The sequence below is a fragment of the Oceanobacillus oncorhynchi genome (assembly GCF_000821065.1).
GTDB lineage: Bacteria > Bacillota > Bacilli > Bacillales > Amphibacillaceae > Oceanobacillus > Oceanobacillus oncorhynchi.
Window position 1 is genome coordinate 1224437 of sequence record NZ_CDGG01000001.1, and the last position, 18750, is coordinate 1243186.

Annotated in this window: 15 protein-coding genes and 1 other RNA gene; 9 read left to right on the top strand and 7 right to left on the bottom strand. The window is 40.0% G+C overall.

The window, feature by feature from the left end; genetic code table 11:
- Positions 1–27: 27 nt before the first annotated feature.
- From BN997_RS05615 to BN997_RS05625, 3 genes are all read right to left on the bottom strand, one after another.
- Positions 28–1401, bottom strand: a complete 1374-nt coding sequence (locus BN997_RS05615) for a YjiH family protein (protein WP_042530424.1) — start codon at positions 1399–1401, stop codon at positions 28–30.
- A 28-nt stretch (positions 1402–1429) separates the two neighbouring features.
- A complete protein-coding gene (locus tag BN997_RS05620; RefSeq protein WP_042530426.1) occupies positions 1430–2746 on the bottom strand; it encodes an aspartate aminotransferase family protein in 1317 nt (438 codons plus the stop codon).
- A 417-nt stretch (positions 2747–3163) separates the two neighbouring features.
- Entirely contained in the window at positions 3164–3937 is a 774-nt protein-coding gene (locus tag BN997_RS05625; RefSeq protein WP_244882334.1) for a class I SAM-dependent methyltransferase, read from the bottom strand.
- 161 nt (positions 3938–4098) lie between these two features.
- Here BN997_RS05625 and BN997_RS05630 point away from each other — a divergent pair, with 161 nt between their 5' ends.
- Entirely contained in the window at positions 4099–4509 is a 411-nt protein-coding gene (locus BN997_RS05630) for a GNAT family N-acetyltransferase (RefSeq protein WP_042530430.1), read from the top strand.
- A 53-nt stretch (positions 4510–4562) separates the two neighbouring features.
- On the opposite strand, the gene ptsP is transcribed toward BN997_RS05630, so the two are convergent.
- Together ptsP and BN997_RS05640 are read right to left on the bottom strand one after the other, a co-directional pair.
- Positions 4563–6278, bottom strand: coding sequence for a phosphoenolpyruvate--protein phosphotransferase (gene ptsP, locus BN997_RS05635; protein WP_042530432.1), 1716 nt, complete (start codon positions 6276–6278; stop codon positions 4563–4565).
- A gap of 123 nt (positions 6279–6401) precedes the next feature.
- On the bottom strand, positions 6402–7310 hold the full coding sequence (locus tag BN997_RS05640; RefSeq protein ID WP_042530434.1) for an alpha/beta fold hydrolase: 909 nt from the start codon (positions 7308–7310) through the stop codon (positions 6402–6404).
- A 685-nt stretch (positions 7311–7995) separates the two neighbouring features.
- Between BN997_RS05640 and secG the strand changes: the two genes are divergently transcribed.
- The 5 genes from secG to ssrA all read left to right on the top strand — a co-directional run bounded on the left by secG (position 7996) and on the right by ssrA (position 12604).
- Entirely contained in the window at positions 7996–8232 is a 237-nt protein-coding gene (gene secG, locus BN997_RS05650; protein WP_374705727.1) for a preprotein translocase subunit SecG, read from the top strand.
- Between the two features lie 149 nt (positions 8233–8381).
- The gene (locus tag BN997_RS05655) at positions 8382–9128 is read left to right on the top strand and encodes an alpha/beta hydrolase (RefSeq protein WP_042535820.1); all 747 of its coding nucleotides are present in this window, start codon (positions 8382–8384) and stop codon (positions 9126–9128) included.
- A gap of 41 nt (positions 9129–9169) precedes the next feature.
- Positions 9170–11437 carry a ribonuclease R gene (rnr, locus tag BN997_RS05660; protein ID WP_042530436.1) on the top strand — a complete coding sequence of 756 codons (2268 nt, stop codon included), beginning with the start codon at positions 9170–9172 and terminating at the stop codon, positions 11435–11437.
- 183 nt (positions 11438–11620) lie between these two features.
- Positions 11621–12088 (top strand): SsrA-binding protein SmpB, encoded by a 468-nt coding sequence (gene smpB, locus BN997_RS05665; protein ID WP_040978930.1) that lies wholly within the window; start codon positions 11621–11623, stop codon positions 12086–12088.
- A gap of 152 nt (positions 12089–12240) precedes the next feature.
- Positions 12241–12604: a transfer-messenger RNA gene (gene ssrA / locus BN997_RS22455) on the top strand.
- Positions 12605–12888: 284 nt separating this feature from the next.
- Here the strand turns inward: ssrA and BN997_RS05670 are convergent.
- A complete protein-coding gene (locus BN997_RS05670; protein WP_175297080.1) occupies positions 12889–14202 on the bottom strand; it encodes an LLM class flavin-dependent oxidoreductase in 1314 nt (437 codons plus the stop codon).
- 226 nt (positions 14203–14428) lie between these two features.
- A complete protein-coding gene (locus tag BN997_RS05675; protein ID WP_042530441.1) occupies positions 14429–15358 on the bottom strand; it encodes a DUF3592 domain-containing protein in 930 nt (309 codons plus the stop codon).
- A 299-nt stretch (positions 15359–15657) separates the two neighbouring features.
- Here BN997_RS05675 and BN997_RS05680 point away from each other — a divergent pair, with 299 nt between their 5' ends.
- The 3 genes from BN997_RS05680 to ahlS all read left to right on the top strand — a co-directional run bounded on the left by BN997_RS05680 (position 15658) and on the right by ahlS (position 18673).
- Positions 15658–16311, top strand: a complete 654-nt coding sequence (locus tag BN997_RS05680) for a GntR family transcriptional regulator (RefSeq protein ID WP_042530443.1) — start codon at positions 15658–15660, stop codon at positions 16309–16311.
- Positions 16312–16620: 309 nt separating this feature from the next.
- Positions 16621–17739, top strand: coding sequence for a zinc-binding dehydrogenase (locus BN997_RS05685; protein ID WP_084612858.1), 1119 nt, complete (start codon positions 16621–16623; stop codon positions 17737–17739).
- Between the two features lie 100 nt (positions 17740–17839).
- Positions 17840–18673, top strand: a complete 834-nt coding sequence (ahlS, locus tag BN997_RS05690) for an AhlS family quorum-quenching N-acyl homoserine lactonase (RefSeq protein ID WP_042530445.1) — start codon at positions 17840–17842, stop codon at positions 18671–18673.
- Positions 18674–18750: the final 77 nt, after the last annotated feature.

Here is an 18750-nt window from a genome sequence, read left to right on the forward strand (position 1 = left end):
ATCCACCTGCCAGTTGTTCACTAAAAATTAATAAATCATATGTGCGATTAAAGCAATAATCGGTAATGAAATAAGGGTACGTTCAATAAAAATAACGAGTAAGTGCCATAATTTAACCGGTATTTTTGAAATCAGCAACAGGGTGCCCATCTCTGTTAAATAAATGATTTGAACTAACGATAAAGCACCAATCACAAATCGTGTTATCTCGGCTTCAATTCCAGAGGCCAGCACAGCTGGTAAAAACATATCAATAAAGCCAATAATGGATGCTGGTGCAGCAGCTGCCGCTTCAGGAATCTGCAATAGATGTAAAAGCGGAATCATCGGCTGGGAAATCCAATGGAAAACAGGTGTGAATTCAGCAATAATAAGAGCTATGGTTCCAATCGCCATGACTTGCGGCAATAAAACGAAAATAATTCCCAGAAATATTTCAGAGCCCTGCTTTAATTGATCTGTTAACGTGCCTGCTTTTTTTGCTCTTCTGACAGCCTGATCAACTCCCCATTTAAGCGGGGAAGTGTTTGCTGGAATTTCTTCTTGGAAATGACTTTCTTTATAATACGTATCCGGAATTCTGGAAACAGGCGGAATTCTCGGAATAATGATGGCACTTACGACTCCTGCAATGACAATCGTTAAATAAAAGACAGGAAACATATGTCCAACATTCAGCATATTCGCGATGACGAGACAGAATGGCAGAGAGACGGTTGAGAAGCAGGTTGTAATTGCTGCTGCTTCACGTCCTGTATAAAATCCATCCTGATATTGCTCTCTTGTAAGAACAACTCCAACATTGACATTTCCGACCCATGACGCCAATAAATCAATGGCAGAACGGCCCGGCAGTGTAAATAATGGTTTAATGACTTTCTGAAGTAATGTCCCCACAAATTCCATCGCCCCAAAATTAATGAGATAAGGCAAGAGATAGGAGGCTACAAAAAACCAGACAATCAAGGTTGTCAATAATCCGAACATCACTTGCCCGGTAATTTCGGAATGGATAAATGTAATCCCGGCTCCGAAGAATGTCATCACAGCGAAAATAGTTCCGAGCACTCGGACAACCATCCAGAAAAAAGATACATTAAATAAGGATGAAAGAAACTCTGAATTTACGATAAATGCTGGCTTTAGCAGCATTGCAATGAGCGTAAGAACAGTAGAAATAACCATTGTAAATGTAATGATACCAGGCAGGAAGTTCTCCAGCTGTTCAATAAGAAATTCAGTTATAATGCCCAGCGGTATATTAAACGTATCTCCATCGACGATGGGAAAAAGAAATATAAAAATACCAAATAAGGAGGGCAGCAAAAATTTCAGGAAATCTTTTTTGGAATGTTTTTCGGACACGGTATGCTCTTCTGTTTGTTCACTATTATGGTTCAATGGTCTACCTCCTTATAAAAACGTGAGCTTATTTTTCGTTTTGAACAGCAGTCAATGCCTCTTCAAGTACTTTTATTCCTTCATCTACTTGTGCTTTTGTTACCGTTAATGGAGGAATCATCCGGATAATTTCCCCGGCATTTCCGCATAAATAGAAGAGAACACCTTTCTCTAGACAGCTGTTTAATACATTCATCACGGCTTCTCCGTCAGGTTCACCGGTTTCTGCATCTTTTAGCGCAATTCCAATCATTAATCCAACACCGCGAACATCATGAATAATCGAAAATTTATCTTTTAACTGTATCAGCTGGTTAAGGGCGTAATCCCCGACAGTACGTGCATTTTCAAGAAGTTTTTCTTCCTTGATGACTTCAATGGATGCCCGTGCTGCTGCGCAGGCGATAGGATTTCCGCCGAAAGTCGTTGCGTGGGACCCCATTGGCCATTGGTCCATTAATTCCTTGGAAGCAATTGTTACGCCAAGCGGCATCCCTGCTGCAATTCCTTTTGCAACAGCCATGATATCTGGTGTCACGTCAAAGGTTTGGGCTGCAAACCAGTTTCCTGTCCTGCCAAACCCGGTCTGTACTTCATCAAAAATTAATAAAATCCCATGCCGGTCACAAATCTCCCGCATTTTCTTCAGCCATGATTTAGGCGGGATAACATAGCCGCCTTCACCTAACACAGGCTCTACAATCATACAGGCAACTTCTTCCGGGTCAACCTGATGACGGAATAAATTCGCTGCTTCTTTTTCAAGCTTTTCTGCAAAAAATACCTCCGGATCTTCCCCGGCCGGACAGTCTTCCGAATGTGCGTATGGAAGCTGGTAAGTTAACCAGGAAGGCTGAAGGTGTTTTCTATATTTACTTTTAGAGGTAGAAACACTGAGTGAGCCGATGGTCCGTCCGTGGAATCCGCTTGTGAAAGAAATTACATAAGGACGATTAGATACATGCTTTGCGAGTTTTAGGGCTCCCTCAATTGCTTCTGTTCCGCTATTTCCAAAAAAGAAATTATCCAGCTTGGGCGGAAGTATTTCCTGAAGCTCTTCTGCCAATTTTAAAATAGATTCATAGATAATCACGCCGGATGGTCCATGAATCAAATGATCCGCGCTGTCTTTGATAGCCTGCACGACTTTGGGGTGACGGTGTCCAACATTTTCAACAGCGATCCCTGAAGTGAAATCTAAGTATTTTTTGCCGTCTGTCCCATAGTAATAACAGCCCTCTGCCTTTACAACAGGCAAGTTAGGATGGTCTTTTGCCATACTCGGAGCAAGGAAGTTTCCAATCGAATCAACTAAATGCTCCCAATCTTTTTGCTTTCTTTCCATTTTAAATCCTCCATTTCATTACATTGCGATAAAACGAAACTTCATTCAGTGGGAGTTTTCGCCCTTCTCCCGCTGAATGATTAGTTAAGTGATTCAGGGAGTTAGCGCCCGTTATCTCCCGCCTAAATAAATTTATTTTCGCTCTTTATTTTGAGGCGGGAGTTTTACGGGCGGTTCTCCGTGATAAAACAATTATTGCATAAGATGTATGATAAATATACATTATTATAAAAGACATAAAATATAATTTATCTAAGCTGTTTATAGTTATTTTTAAGGTTAGATGAAAAATAGCTTCGGTTAATTATAATACGTATTGTATAAATATACAATACGTATTTAATGGTTTTTTGAAAGAGAATAAAGGGGATATTATGTCGGGCATTCGAGTAATAGAGATTCAACGATTCAGTATAGTTATTTCACTGCTTTAATCAATGTCCATCTGTCTTTTTCAACAACTTCTTCCATATCATCCCCAATCGAATAATCGATATAATCGCTTAAATACTGCAGCTCTTCATCTGATAATTCATGTAAAATACTTCGTCCCGTTCTGGATTGAATATCAGCGAGAAGTGCTCGTTTGTTTGGATATGTTTTTCTAATCTCCCAGAGGCGATGCGCTGTTATCTCTTTAAAACCAGCCTGCTGAAGACTTATTTTTATATCATCACTGGAGTATCTCCGTTTCTTTTCAAATTCTCTTAATTTCGGAAAAGCTTCAAAAAAGTATCCGCGGATGTGCTCTTTACTCCCTTCCAGTAAACAATCGTCCAATGTCCGGTCTTGAATAAGATAATAGCCATTGCTGTTTAATACCCTGTATGCTTCTGCAAATACGGAATCAAGATTTTTAAGATGATGGACCAATGCTCTGCTTAGTATCAAATCAACACTTTCCGATTCCAGGCCGGTTTTGTCTGCCAGCCCAAGCTGAAAAGAAATATTCGGGTACCTGCTGCAGTCTTTCTTCGCACCTTCTAATATTGGCTTGGAAGAATCGATGGCTAGGATAGATGGTATCCCGATAGCAGCTAAAGCTCTTGAATAAATTCCGCCTCCGCAGCCTATGTCCGCAGCATGGTGAATGGATGAAATATCAATGAGTTCTCTGATTTTTTCTTTCCACGCTGCATCCGCGTCCCGGCCAGTATAGCTGTACATATTATCTTTACTGTGAAAATCCAAAGCATTCCCTCCTTGAATGGTGTTGTTATCATTCATTATAGTCTTCTTTGTTATCTGTGGATAATCGTGTTTTTTAATCAAAGGAGATAAGAAAATATGATAGGAAATAGACTTAGATGGTAAAATAGAAGAAATAAATAGGATGAAAAGGATGGGAATCAATGAATGAACGTTATCAGATCAGTCATCAAACACCAGCAGTCGAAGCATTTAATGAGCTTCGTGTCGAGGCTGGATTAAGCAATAAAGAAAAAGCAGCGATTGAAATTGGGCTTCCTAATACGTTATTTGCTGTATCCATCTATGACGGTGATACGTTGATTGGGATGGGCAGAGTAGTGGGAGATGGGGGAATTGTTTTTCACGTAGTAGATATCGTGGTCAAACCAAGCTATCAGGGACAAGGGCTTGGAAAGGTCATTATGCAGGAGATTATGGCTTATTTAGATAACCATACCTACAAAGGCTCTTATGTCAGCTTGATTGCAGATATTCCCGCTGATAAATTATATGAACAGTTCGGCTTTCGTCATACGGCCCCGAATTCTGCGGGAATGGCGCGGATGTATTAATAAAAAACCCTGATTATTGTTGTGCAAACAATAATCAGGGTTTTTCAGTATACTTATTTATTAATCGTCTTCTCCGCTAATGCAACCACTTCTTCTGCAGTGCTTAAGGAAAGGAATTCATCTTTAAGTGCTGCAAGCTCTTTTTTGTTCAAGCTAAGAATCTGAGTTCTTGCCGGTAAGATAGAAGTTGCGCTCATGCTGAATTCATCCAGTCCAAGAGCAAGAAGCAATGGAATAGCAGTAGAATCTCCTGCCATTTCACCGCACATGCCTGCCCATTTGCCTTCTGCGTGAGCAGCTTCGATGACATTGTTTACCAGATTCAGGATAGCTGGGTGATATGGCTGATACAGATAAGAAACCTGTTCATTCATACGGTCAGCAGCCATCGTATATTGGATTAAGTCATTTGTTCCGATACTGAAGAAATCGACTTCCTTCGCAAATTGTTTTGCAATCACTGCAGTAGATGGAATTTCTACCATGATTCCTACTTCAATGTTGTCGGAAACTTTAACGCCATCTTTTTTAAGATTGTCTGTTTCTTCTAGCAATAACGCTTTTGCCTGACGGAATTCTTCCAATGTAGCAATCATCGGGAACATGATTTTCAGGTTGCCGTAAGCACTCGCACGCAGTAATGCACGTAATTGCGGGCGGAAGACATGTTCATTTTCCAGACAGAAACGAATTGCACGGAATCCTAAGAACGGGTTCATTTCATGCGGCATATCTAAGTAGCTGATTTCCTTATCGCCGCCGACATCAAGTGTTCTTACAACGACAGGCTTGTCTCCCATTTTTTCTAATACAGCTTTATAAGCTTCAAATTGAACATCTTCGGAAGGCAATTCAGAGTTACCCATATAAAGGAATTCGGTACGATAAAGTCCGACGCCCTCGCCGCCATTATTAAGAACACCTTCTACATCATTCGGTGTACCGATGTTTGCAGCAAGCTCAACTTGTTCACCGTCTGCAGAGAAAGTAGGCTCATCCTTTAATTTTGCCCATTCTTCCTGCTGCTTAGCAAATGCAGCTTGTTTCGCTTCATATACTTTAATCTCTTCTTCTGTCGGATTGATGATAACTGTACCTTCAATGCCATCGACAATAATCTGGTCGTCCTTTTTCACAGCGCCGGTAATTTCTTTTGTACCTACCACAGCAGGAATTTCTAAGGAGCGGGCCATGATAGCAGAGTGAGAAGTCCTGCCGCCGATATCGGTTGCAAACCCTTTTACAAATTCACGGTTTAACTGAGCGGTGTCAGATGGTGTTAAATCTCTTGCGATAACAATCACTTGCTCATCGATTAAAGCAGGGTCCGGGAAGGTAACCTGAAGCAGGTGAGACATTACACGTTTAGTTACATCATGGATATCTGCTGCACGTTCGCGCATGTATTCGTTATCCATGGCTTTAAACATTTCGATAAACATCGTAGCAACTTCGTCCAAGGCAGCTTCTGCGTTTACTTTATCATCGTTGATTTTATCTTTAATCGGATTAATCAGCTCTGGGTCTCCTAATACAAGCAAATGCGCAGAGAAAATTTCTGCATGCTCTTCCCCGAGTTCTTTTAATGTATGTGCTTTGATTTTTTCCAGTTCCTGTCTAGAAACTTCTAATGCGCTTTCAAGACGCTCAATCTCTTGTCCTGGATTATCAATAGACGTTTTTTCAAAATTTAAATCCGGGTCTTTCAGTTCGTATACTTTCGCAATGGCAATTCCACTAGATGCAGCAATTCCATTCAATTTTTTCATTATGAGAGCATCCTTTCTTTAATAAAACTATCTTATTAATTATAACATATCTATACTAAATTAGCGTGTGCTGTGGTGCAAGTTTAAAGGGTTTTCTTTAATTGTTAAAATCAATATAATCCGTTATTTTTTACCAGCATTCTTCAGCCAATCTCCGATAAACGCATATACCTCTTCCCGGCAGGTGTCATTTAATAATTCATGCTTTCCACCCTCATAAACCTGAACGACAATATTCTCCAGGCCATTTTTTTGAAAGAGAGAAGCTGTTTTCCATACTCCCTTTCCATATTGACCAATAGGATCCTCGTCGCCGCTGATAAGGAGAAGCGGAAGATTTTTACGTATGTTTTGATTGAGCCTTTGCTTTCTGGTCTGATAGATACCTTCCAATAAATCATAGAAGAAACGGGCTGTCGGAATAAAGCCGGTATAGGAATCTGCTTCATAAGCGTCTGCATATGCTTTTTCTCTTGTAAGCCATTCGTGTTTATAATGTTTATCCTGTTTTATACCATTCCCTAAAACGAGCTGATTCATGAAAGGAGAAGGTTTCCTTGACGGCAGGAGGGAAGCAGCTGCTTTTCCTGCAGTGGCGAGAAGTCTGGAATAATGTCCTGTACCAGTTAATATCAATCCATCCATTTCATTACTATAATGCTGAATGAAATTTCGCATTAAAAAAGAACCCATGCTATGCCCCAAAAAGTAATAGGGAAGATGAGGAAAAGCTTTTTTTTCATATTGCATGATTTCATACAAATCTGTTACGACGCGCTGAAAACCATTTTTCTCTGTAAAGTAGCCTTGTATTCCTAAATCACCTGTTTTCCCATGTCCGCGATGATCATTGCCAATCACGATGTAACCTAAAGAAGTGCAGTAGGAAGCGAAACCATGATAGCGTTCAATATGTTCCACCATGCCGTGGGCAATCTGCAGGATGGCAATGGGTCTTCTTTCCGGAAGCCATTGTTTGATATAGATGCGGGTTCCGTCAGAAACTGTCAGCCAATCTGTTTTCATCTCCATGTTTTCTTCCCCCTTGGTATCATTAATAACGATGCTTTTTTATTTACGCGGGACTGCTATATTCATTATACGTTGAAGACGGGTTGTTGGACAAATTCAAAAAAGGGATATATACACAATGGTTATTACGAGTAGTCGCAATCTCAGACCCATTTCTATGTCCAAGATACTGCGTCTTAGCCGACTTGGTTCATATACTTAAATTTTAATAAACAAATAAAGAATAGCCTTTCAGTCAGGCTAAAGACTTCATTTTAATTTCTTATCTTGTTATAATAAAATCAGAATATAGGAAAAACAGAAATTATAAAAAATCATAAAAGGAGTGACGCATATAATGGCTGTAAATACAGATGAAAGCAGGGAGTCCCGAATGAATAAACAGATAAAACCATCATCAGGCTAGTACAAGATTTTTCACATCCTTCTTTAAGAATGAAAAACATGCAAGGTTATAAAAACCCTGATATATGGGAAGCAAGTGTGAATATGGATTTAAGAATTACTTTTGAATATGAAAAACCAGATACACTCATATTCCGAAATTGTGGAAGACATGATAAAGCATTAAATAATTCATAAGCCGTTAAGAAATCGTATTTCACAAATCAATCTTGCACAACAAATTCAAAGTATGATAAAGTATAAGATAGGGATTGTCGGAACATAGGAGGAGTATGAAAACATGTTGTTAACTGTGGTTAATGTGATATTAGTAATTGACGTTATCGTGATGATTGCACTTGTCTTATTGCAGTCTGGAAAAAGCGCTGGTCTTTCAGGAGCGATTTCCGGCGGTGCAGAACAGTTATTTGGAAAACAGAAAGCACGCGGAATTGACTTGGTGCTACATCGTATGACAATTGTTACAGCGGTGCTGTTCTTTTTATTAGCTTTCTTGGCAGCGTACGTATTACAATAAATGATATTCCTTATCACAGTGGTGTGGTAAGGTTTTTTTATTTTCGCTTTTCATAATACAGGGTATACTAGAAATGAATTGGGAAAAATGATTTCCCGCAGTTTAACGGACAGTTTTATTTTTCAGGAAGATGAAAGGAATGGATGATTGTGAAAATAAAGTTACCACAGCCGTTTACATTTGAAGCAGGAGAGCGTGCTGTATTATTACTGCATGGATTTACCGGGCACTCTGCAGACGTCCGCATGCTTGGACGGTTTCTAGAAAAGAAAGGCTACACAAGCCATGCGCCGATTTATCGCGGACATGGACTGCCGCCGGAGGAATTGATCAAAAGTAATCCGGACCAATGGTGGGCAGATGTGAAAGCTGCTTTTAACCATCTGAAGGACCTTGGATATCAGGAAATTGCAGTTGCCGGTCTGTCTCTTGGAGGAGTATTAGGTTTAAAACTTGCCTATTCGGAGAAAATTAAAGGTATGGTATCCATGTGTGCTCCGATGTTTTTTGATAATGAGGAAGAACTGACCAAAGGATTCCGGGAGTTTTCTAAAGAGTTTAAACAGCTGGAACAAAAAGACGAAGCAGTTATAAAAGAAGAAGTCGATACCATCATGGATAATTCCAAGAACCTCTTTATCGGTGTCAGGGACACAGTGAAGGAAGTAAAATCAAATATTGATATGATTTACACACCTACCTTAGTCGTACAGGCTGAGAAGGATCAAATGATCAATACAGACAGTGCGAATTATATTTATGATAATGTCGAATCCACACAAAAAGAAATCAAATGGTATGCTAATTCAGGCCACGTGATTACAATGGATAAAGAAAAAGATCAGCTTCACGAAGATATTTATGCGTTTTTAGAGAGCTTGGATTGGGAAGTATAAAGTAGAAAGATGGAAAGATAAACAGAAAGAAGGTGAACGTTATGAAAGAACGCATTTTAGATTATATTAAAGAGAACAGCACGAAACCCTTGTCTGTCCAAGAATTAGAAGAGGCGCTGGCTTTAGAAAACGCAGAAGAGTTTAAGGAGCTGGTTGTCGCTTTAAATGAACTGGAATTAGAGGGAGACCTTGTCCGTACCAGAAAAAATCGATTTGGACTGCCGGATAAAATGAATTTGGTCAAAGGAACTCTCCAAATGCATGCCAAGGGCTTTGCTTTTCTGATTCCGGAAGATGAAGACCAAACAGATGTGTATATCCATGCAAATGATATGGGCTCTGCCATGAATAAGGATAAAGTGCTCGTCCGTCTGGAAAAAAAGGATACGGAGGACACGCGCCCGGAAGGAAAGGTTATTCGTATTCTGGAACGAGCAGTCGTCACCGTAGTCGGTACATTTGAAGATAATCGTTCCTTTGGATTTGTTATCGCGGATGACAAGCGGATTCCAAATGATATTTTTATTTCTAAAGGACATACGCATGGAGCGATTGACGGTCATAAAGTACTCGCCCGCATCACTAAATATCCGGAGGGAAGAAAAAGTGCAGAAGGAGAAATCATCCAGATTCTTGGTCATAAAAATGATCCGGGAATTGATATTCTCTCCATTATTTATAAGCATGGAATCCCGATTGATTTTCCGGAAGAAGTTATCGAGCAGGCAAATAAAGTTCCTGAAGAAATTGCCCCAGATGATATCCAAGGGAGAAAGGACCTGCGCGATGAGGTCGTCGTTACGATTGACGGCGCAGACGCCAAGGACTTAGATGATGCGGTAAGCGTCAAACGTCTTGAGAATGGAAATTACCAGCTTGGAGTCTATATTGCTGATGTCAGTCATTATGTAGAAGAAGGTACGCCGCTGGATAAGGAAGCCTTTGAGCGGGGAACCAGCGTTTATTTAGTTGACCGCGTGATTCCGATGATTCCTCACCGCTTATCAAATGGGATATGCTCGCTTAATCCTCATGTGGACAGACTGACACTTGGCTGTCAGATGGAAATCAATACGAGCGGACAAGTCGTGAACCATGAAATTTTTCAAAGTGTGATCAATTCCAATGAGCGAATGACTTATTCGGATGTGAATAAGATTTTAGTCGATAAGGATGAAGCGCTGCGCAAAAAATATGAGCCGCTGGTTCCAATGTTTGAGCATATGGAAGAGCTGGCAGCTATTTTACGCGGAAAACGCTTTGGCCGCGGCGCCATTGACTTTGATTTTAAAGAAGCAAAGGTACTCGTTGATGAAAAAGGCCATCCGACCGATGTGGTTATTCGTGAACGCTCTGTCGGAGAAAAATTAATTGAAGAATTTATGCTGGCAGCGAATGAAACAATTGCGGAGCATTTCCATTGGATGGACGTCCCATTTATCCACCGTATCCATGAGGAACCGGATGAAGGGAAACTTGAGAAATTCTATGAATTCTTAGCTGGTCTAGGCATTTCTGTCAAAGGAACGGCCAACGAAGTTCATCCGCAGCAGCTGCAAAAAGTGCTGGAATCGATTAAAGATGATCCCGAGGAAATGATTGTATCTAAATTAATGCTGCGCTCGATGCAGCAGGCAAAATATTCTCCGCAAAGTGTTGGACACTTTGGTTTGGCAACGGATTTTTATACGCATTTCACGTCGCCAATCCGCCGTTATCCAGATTTAATCGTGCATCGGTTAATCCGCACCTATTTAATTGAGAAGAAAATGGATAAGAAAACGATGAAGCATTGGAAGGACAGAATGCCGGAAATCGCCCGTCATACTTCTGAAATGGAACGCCGGGCAGTCGATGCAGAGCGTGATACCGATAATATGAAGAAAGCAGAATTTATGAAAGATAAAATCGGCGAAGAATTTACTGGTATTATCAGCTCGGTAACGAATTTTGGCATGTTTGTGGAACTGGAAAATACGGTAGAAGGACTGGTTCATGTCAGCTATTTGACAGATGATTATTATCATTATGATGAACGCAGTCAGGCGATGATCGGCGAGCGGACGGCCAAAGTATTCCGCGTCGGCGATGAGGTCGATATTAAAGTGGCTGATGTAAACTTAGAAGAATACACGGTCGACTTCGAATTGACATCCTTAGGTTCTCCGCGCCGGAAGGAAAGAAAGCAGAAGCCCGCAGGAAGAGTTATCCAATCTCCTGGAAAGAACAACGGAAAATCCAAAAGCAAGCCAAAGGGCAAAGGCAAAGCAAAACCCAAAAACAAGAAAAAGAATAAACCGAAACGATAGAATCTCTTTCAGGAGATTTTATCGTTTTTTTCGCACAGCGATAGAAACGTTTTAATTATGTGAAAGCTTTGAGATAAGGCGTATTTTTTGGTAAACTATAATGAGGATTCATTCATGGAGAAATGAATTTCTTTTTGAGTGAATAAGAACTTTTCAAAGTTCGATGGAAGAGGATGATTTCAAATGCCAAAAGGAAATGGAAAAACCATTGCACAAAATAAAAAAGCTTCCCACGATTATTTTATTGAAGAAACCTACGAGGCAGGCATTGTCCTGCAGGGGACAGAAATCAAGTCTATTCGGAATGGCAGAGTAAATATTAAGGACGCCCATGCGCGAATCGACAGAAAAGGGGAAGTGCAATTAGTGAACCTGCATATTGCCGAATATGAGCAGGGGAACCGGTATAATCACGACCCGACCCGTTCAAGAAAGCTGCTGCTTCATCGGAAGGAAATTGATAAATTAATCGGCTTAACCCAGCAGCAGGGCTATGCATTAGTTCCATTAAAGATTTATATTAAAAATGGCTATGCAAAAGTATTAATTGGTCTTGGAAGAGGGAAAAAGAAATACGACAAGCGTGAAGACCTGAAACGTAAACAAATGAAACGGGATGTGGACAGGGCCATTAAAGATCATATGCGGTAATCCGGAGCATACTTGACAATTAGGTATGGTTTGTTATAATGAAAGGTACCCTATTCGTGGTATGCTGTGAAGAAAACAGCTGCTATCAGGATAGCAGGGTACAGTTGAATAATTTAAGTTTGCTTAATTATTCCCTGTGTTTTTTATGATACGGGGACGTTACGGATTCGACAGGGATAGATTGAGCTCAAGTTGCACGTCGAGGTTACGGCTCGTAAAACGTTACGCCTAAATATAACTGGCAAAGAAAACAATCAACCTGTTTTAGCAGCTGCGTAAGTAGCCTAAAACGATCCTTCCTGCCATCGCCCGTGTGGCAGATTGAAGGGTCTCAAATGAAGCGGGCTATACTGCTATCCACCGTCTGAGGATGGGCAGAAGAACTGAATCAGACTAGCTCCATGGAAGCCTGTTGGCAGGCCGACATGTGAGCGAATGATAATATACCAACTAAGCGTGTAGATACTTGAGTGGCGATATCTCTGGACGAGGGTTCGACTCCCTCCGTCTCCATTTTAGTTTTATCGACTAGTTTCATGAAGTGTCAAAATCCTTGATAATAGGGTTTTGGCACTTTTTATTTTAATAATAAACAGTGAGCATGCTGAATTCTATCCACAGTCATTTTCTTTAAATTGCCCTCTATGAGCGTGAAGTATATAAAGGGGAAGACAAGCACAGTGTATCTGCCTATATCTTCCTCTTTATTCCAATTTATTTATAAATCTGTTTTGCTTCTTCATTCATTAAACGCTTAAAAAAGCAGTGTTACAAATGAAGCATCGAATATAAATCTACCCTTATATGGAAATATCTGTCATAGAACAGTGTCTTGGAATACGTAGTCCAAGATTTTCACGCAATGTATTTGCTTCATAGTTCTTTCGAAAAAGGCCCCGTTCCTGCAGAATAGGCACAACCGCATCAATAAAGTCTCCCAGATAACTTGGCAAATTAGCAATAATGATAAATCCATCAGTCGCACGTGATTCAAACCATTCTTCCATCAGGTCCGCTACTTTTTCAGGCGTTCCCATAAAAAGCGGCCGAGGTGTTGCTTCACGTAAAGCTACTTCACGCAGCGTAAGGCTTTCCTCGATTGCCTCCTGCTTGATTCGGTCTGTATCACTTCTAAAACTGTTCTTCCCTAGATCTCCGACATCAGGGAAGAGTTCGTCTAGCGGATATGTTGAAAAATCATGAAATTCAAACAGTCTGCTGAGAAATGCCAGTGCCTGGTCTATCTCTACTAAACGAGCGAGTTCTTGATATTTTGCCTCAGCTTCCTTATCTGTTTTGCCAATAATAGGTGAGATTCCTTGCATGACAAACACATCTTCTGGATTTCTTCCATATTGTTCGACGCGCTGTTTCAAATCATGGTAATAGTTTTGAGCTTTTGTTATAGATGGGATGATTGCAAATACGGTATCCGCTTTTTTCGCTGCTAAATCCTTCCCATCAGCAGAAGAGCCTGCCTGAAAAATCACTGGTTCACCTTGTCTAGAGCGGCCGATATTCAACGGCCCTTTAACCGAGAAAAACTCTCCAGCATGGTTTAATTCATGCATTTTTTCCTTATACATAAATATTCCTGTTTCTTTATCCCTTATAAACGCGTCATCTTCCCAGCTTTTCCATAACCCTTGCATCACATCGATATATTCTGATGCCTTTCTATAACGCGCCGCATGATCAGGATGATCTTTTACCTCTTGGCTAAAATTCAAGGCTGTTTTTTCAAGGCCTGATGTGACCACATTCCAGCCCGCTCTGCCACCGCTGATCATATCCAGAGAGGCAAACTGGCGTGCTGCTGAAAAAGGCTCGCTATAGGTTGTTGATAATGTGCCAACCAATCCAATATGTGAGGTAACAGCTGCCAGCGCAGATAAAATCGTAAGCGGCTCGAAACGATTCAAATAATGTGGATTAGAATGCTCATTAATGTGTAACGCATCCGCAATAAAAACAAAATCAAATTTACCTTCTTCAGCCTTTTGCGCCTGTTCTATATAAAATTTAAGGCTGACACTTGCATCTGACGGTAGCTCAGGATGTCTCCAATCAGACATTTTTTCTCCTACACCATGAATCATCGTCCCCATTTTCATTTGTCGTTGCACTTATCTTCTCCCCTTCCATTTATTTGTGACGTGATTCACAAATAAATACGAATTTATTGATATAAGCGTAAATTGATTAAAACTACTGTCCTGGCAGTTGAGTATAGATAGGATTACGCTTTATTATACAATAAAAAAATCAAAGGGAGAAGTATTTGCAGAATGACTTGATAAAGCTGGCTAACCAGCCTTGTCAAGTTATTCCATGCAAGTCTCAAATCGTATTATGAAGCGCAGTATCCTTCTCTTGCTGCCGTTTTTTCTTTTTACGCCATCCTCTAATCATGGCAAATACGGAAAATAAATAAAAGCCGATAAAAAAAGTATATAAATTCAAAAAGGCAGGCCAGATTTCGTTGGCACTTTTCGTAGCGATAAAGGTATCATCTGCGTTATTATTACGATAAATCAGTGGAATGCTTTCGCCTAAATCATATTTATTATATGTCGTACCGGTGACTGCTTTTTTGGTTATGTAATCGTTCCCTTCTTGATCTTGAAAATGAAGGAATAGCTCATATGTTGTGTAAGAAGCACCTCTTTGTGATCGTGTTTCATTATGGTCTCCGCCTAAAACAGTCGCTGTTACTTCTGTTTGATTCCATGGATTTATTTTATGAAAAATATTTGTTGTTATTAGTGCAATGAGAATTAACCCTGTCAGAAGATAGAGCCCTAAAAGCGTTAAAAGGCTTGTCATAAATATTTTTTGCACGATGTTTTTATAGGCCAGCTTATTTTTAATAAATGTTGTATTTTTCAGTAAGCCAGCACCAAAGATGAACACAACTAGATATAAAGCAATAAGAATCGGAATCCCTAATAGTTTTTCAAACTGAATGTCTTTTTCTGTTACAAAGGTATCTTTGTTTTTCATGTATCCAGAAATCGTATCTCCTGCTTCAATCGATTCAAATTGCTCTTTAGATACGGTGCTTGGCCGATCTGAATTGGAGACAAGGATTTCATAACGCGGGTATAAATACAATCCTTTTTTGCTGTATTTTAATTCAATCGTTTCTTCCACTGGTTCATCTTTAATAGTGCTGCTGAAATGGATATACAGCCATGTAAAACCGATTGTTATGAAAAGAAATGTGATCAAAACAAAAATACTTTTAGAATTAGTTGGTATTTCGCCCATATCTCCGCCTCTCTTTCTGTAACTATAATAATCTACTAATCATAACATAAATTTCCTTGGTATTTAGGAAAGTGTGGGAATTTTTCGTTGAGTATTATTGGAGATTAAGATGCTCTGTTAAGATTTTCTGATATGTACGAGAACGAAGATTTCACAGTGGAAAACTTAATCGTTGTTTCATTTCTTTTATTTAATTTTAGTTTAGTAAATTTTTAAAAAAGTAAAATCTTTTATTTAGATTCTTCATTTGCTATAATATGTGGATACAATATTCAAAATGGAGAATAGGAGATAAGCTTATGCCTGATCATATAAATTTAGAAATCGGTGATAGAGAAATGCTGCATAATCGTGTATGCAGTGTGTTACGGCAAGCAATCCTTAAAGGAGACTTTAAACCGGGAGAACGTTTGGTGCAAACCGAGCTTGCTTCACTTATTGGGGTAAGTCGTATGCCAATTAGAGAGGCGCTTCGAACATTAGAGCTGGAGGGACTTATTACCATGGAGCCGCATAAGGGAGCGGTCGTCCGGGAGATAAAGAAAGCGGATATTCAAGAGATATATGAATTACGCTCCGTTCTAGAAGCGTTGGCATTAAAGAAAAGTATGGAGCATTTTACCCAAGCAGATCTCAAAACCTTATCGGAATTTCATCAATCGATGCTGAATACTGCATCCAATGAAGCCTATGTCGAAAATAATGCGAAATTTCATAAAGTGTTGATCAGCCGTTGTGACAGCTCCCGCTTAGTAAGCTTTATTGATACCATTTCCATGGGCTTTGCATTGGATACGCCGCAAATCATTCCCGGTCAAATTCAAAAATCAAATAAAGAACATGCGACGATTTTAGAAGCAATTGAAAACGGAGATGCTGAAAAGGCTTCGGACGCACTTGCAAAGCACATTCAACGGACTGGGGAAGAGCTGCTTGCTATATTGGAGAAATAAAATAACAACATTTATAAAAGCATGAAATCAGAGCCATTAATAGATTCAAAGAGTGGAGAATATCAGAGAGGATAAACTTCACTCTTTTTTGTATTCAAAGAGAATCGTTTGCCATAGAGTAAAATAAAAACAAAAAATTCAAAAGATAGTTTACAAATCAAATAATATATCATAGAATTTAATTGTATCCAAAGTTACAATATCCAAAAAGTTTTGTTGTTTGTAAATGAAAGCGCTTCAAAAAATGGAATACCTGTTTTATTAGCAGTTATGAAGTAAATTCATCTATTACAAAGGAGGATATGAATAATGGGACAGGAATCGGAGGAGCAATACGGAAGAGTAGCTGTGATGGAAGAGCCGGAAAAGTTAAGCTATAAGGAATATAAGCTTCCAAAGGTAGAGAAAGGAGCGGTTTTATTAAAGGTACGGCGGTCCAATATCTGTGGTTCTGAATTGCATATATGGAAAGGGCTGCATCCGACGAAGAAACGGGGCGTGCTCGGGCATGAAATGGTTGGGGAAGTATATGCGCTTGGAGAAGGCGTGGAAACGGATTATGCAGGCAGTCCCGTAAAAATAGGTGACCGTATTGTTTCCGCCTATTATATTACGTGTCTAAAATGCGCTGCCTGCCGGGAGGGACACTTTCATTTATGTGAGCATGCCTATGATTTCTGGAATATGCAGCCAGAGGCAATGCCGCATTTCCATGGTACATTCGCGTCCCATTATTATATTCATCCGAATCAGTATTTTTATAAAGTCCCTGACGATGTATCCGATGCCGCAGCTGCAAGTGCCAACTGTGCCTTATCGCAGGTTTATTTTGGCTTAGATAAGTCTGGTATTTCCTTTAATCAATCGATTGTCATTCAAGGGGCTGGAGGACTTGGTTTAAATGCGGCAGCTGTTGCAAAAGAACGGGGAGCAACGGTGATTGTGATAGATGGAGTAGAGAGCAGATTACAGCAGGCAAAGAAATTTGGAGCGGATTATACAATAAATATAAATGACTATGAGACGGTGGAAGACCGAACGAATGCTATTTTAGATTTAACCAATGGAATAGGAGCTGATGTTGCTTTAGAAGTCGCCGGCGTTCCTGCCGCCTTTGCAGAAGGTATCCACTTTATCAGACCAGGAGGTAAATATGTCACGATTGGAAATATAACACCTGGAAAGCTGGTCGAGTTTGATCCAGGTCTGCTAACCAGAAAATCGATTCAGATTATCCCTGTTGTCAGGTATAACCCTTGGTATTTAAGTAAGGCTCTGCTATTTCTTTCACAGACAAAGGATATATATCCTTTTGATAAATTGCTGGATGCCGCGTTTACATTAGAAGATATTAAAACAGCATTGGATAAATCGGCAGCAAGAGAGGTAACGAGAGGAACCATTATTATGGGTGGTGATAGCGGCTAAATATAAATGTACTGCTGGGTTATGCGTCTGGATTTTGGTTTTAACAGTCAACAGAATCAGGTGAGAAATAAAAATCTATTTAACACATGGAGGGTGACTTATGAGTAAACCAAAGTTATTTGTTTTGGACACAGGCACCATGAAAATGGATAAAAATTATATGATTGCCATGCACAATCCGGCAAGCGTGGATAATCCCAGTCCGCCAGCCGAGTTTGTGGAATTTCCAGTATATGCAGTGTTAATTGATCATCCGGAAGGTAAAATCCTGTTTGACACGGGATGTAATCCGGACGGTATGGGAGAAGAGGGGCGCTGGCCGGAGGGCGTGCAAAAAATGTTTCCGTCCTTTCAGGATGAATCCTGCTATTTAATCAACCGGTTAGAACAATTGAACACCCGCCCGGAGGATATTAAATATGTAGTTGCTTCGCATTTACATTTAGACCATGCAGGGTGTTTGGAATTATTTACAAATGCAACCATTATCGTCCATGACACAGAGCTCTCGAAAACCATGAAGCAGTATGCGATGACCAAAGACATGGGAGCTTACATTTGGGCAGATATCAATGCCTGGATTACCAATGATTTAAAATGGAAAACGGTTATGCCGAATGAAGATGAACTGGAGCTGGCGAAAGGGGTTAAAATTCTGAACTTTGGTCCCGGACATGCATGGGGCTTGCTTGGCCTGCATGTAGAATTACCGGGTGAGGGAGGAATTATTTTAGCTTCCGATGCAGTCTATACCTCGGAAAGCTTTGGTCCTCCTGTAAAGCCGCCAGGAATTATTTATGATTCAATCGGATATTTAAATGCGGTAGAAAAAATTAGAAAATATGCGGAAAGGACAAATTCTCAGGTCTGGTTTGGGCATGATGCCAAGCAATTTAGGGAGTTTGTAAAATCGACAGAAGGATTTTATGAGTAATCGATAATCAGAATAAACAGCCTTATGACCTGTATGCAGCAACGTCATGAGGCTTGTTTATGAAAGCATGGCAAGGA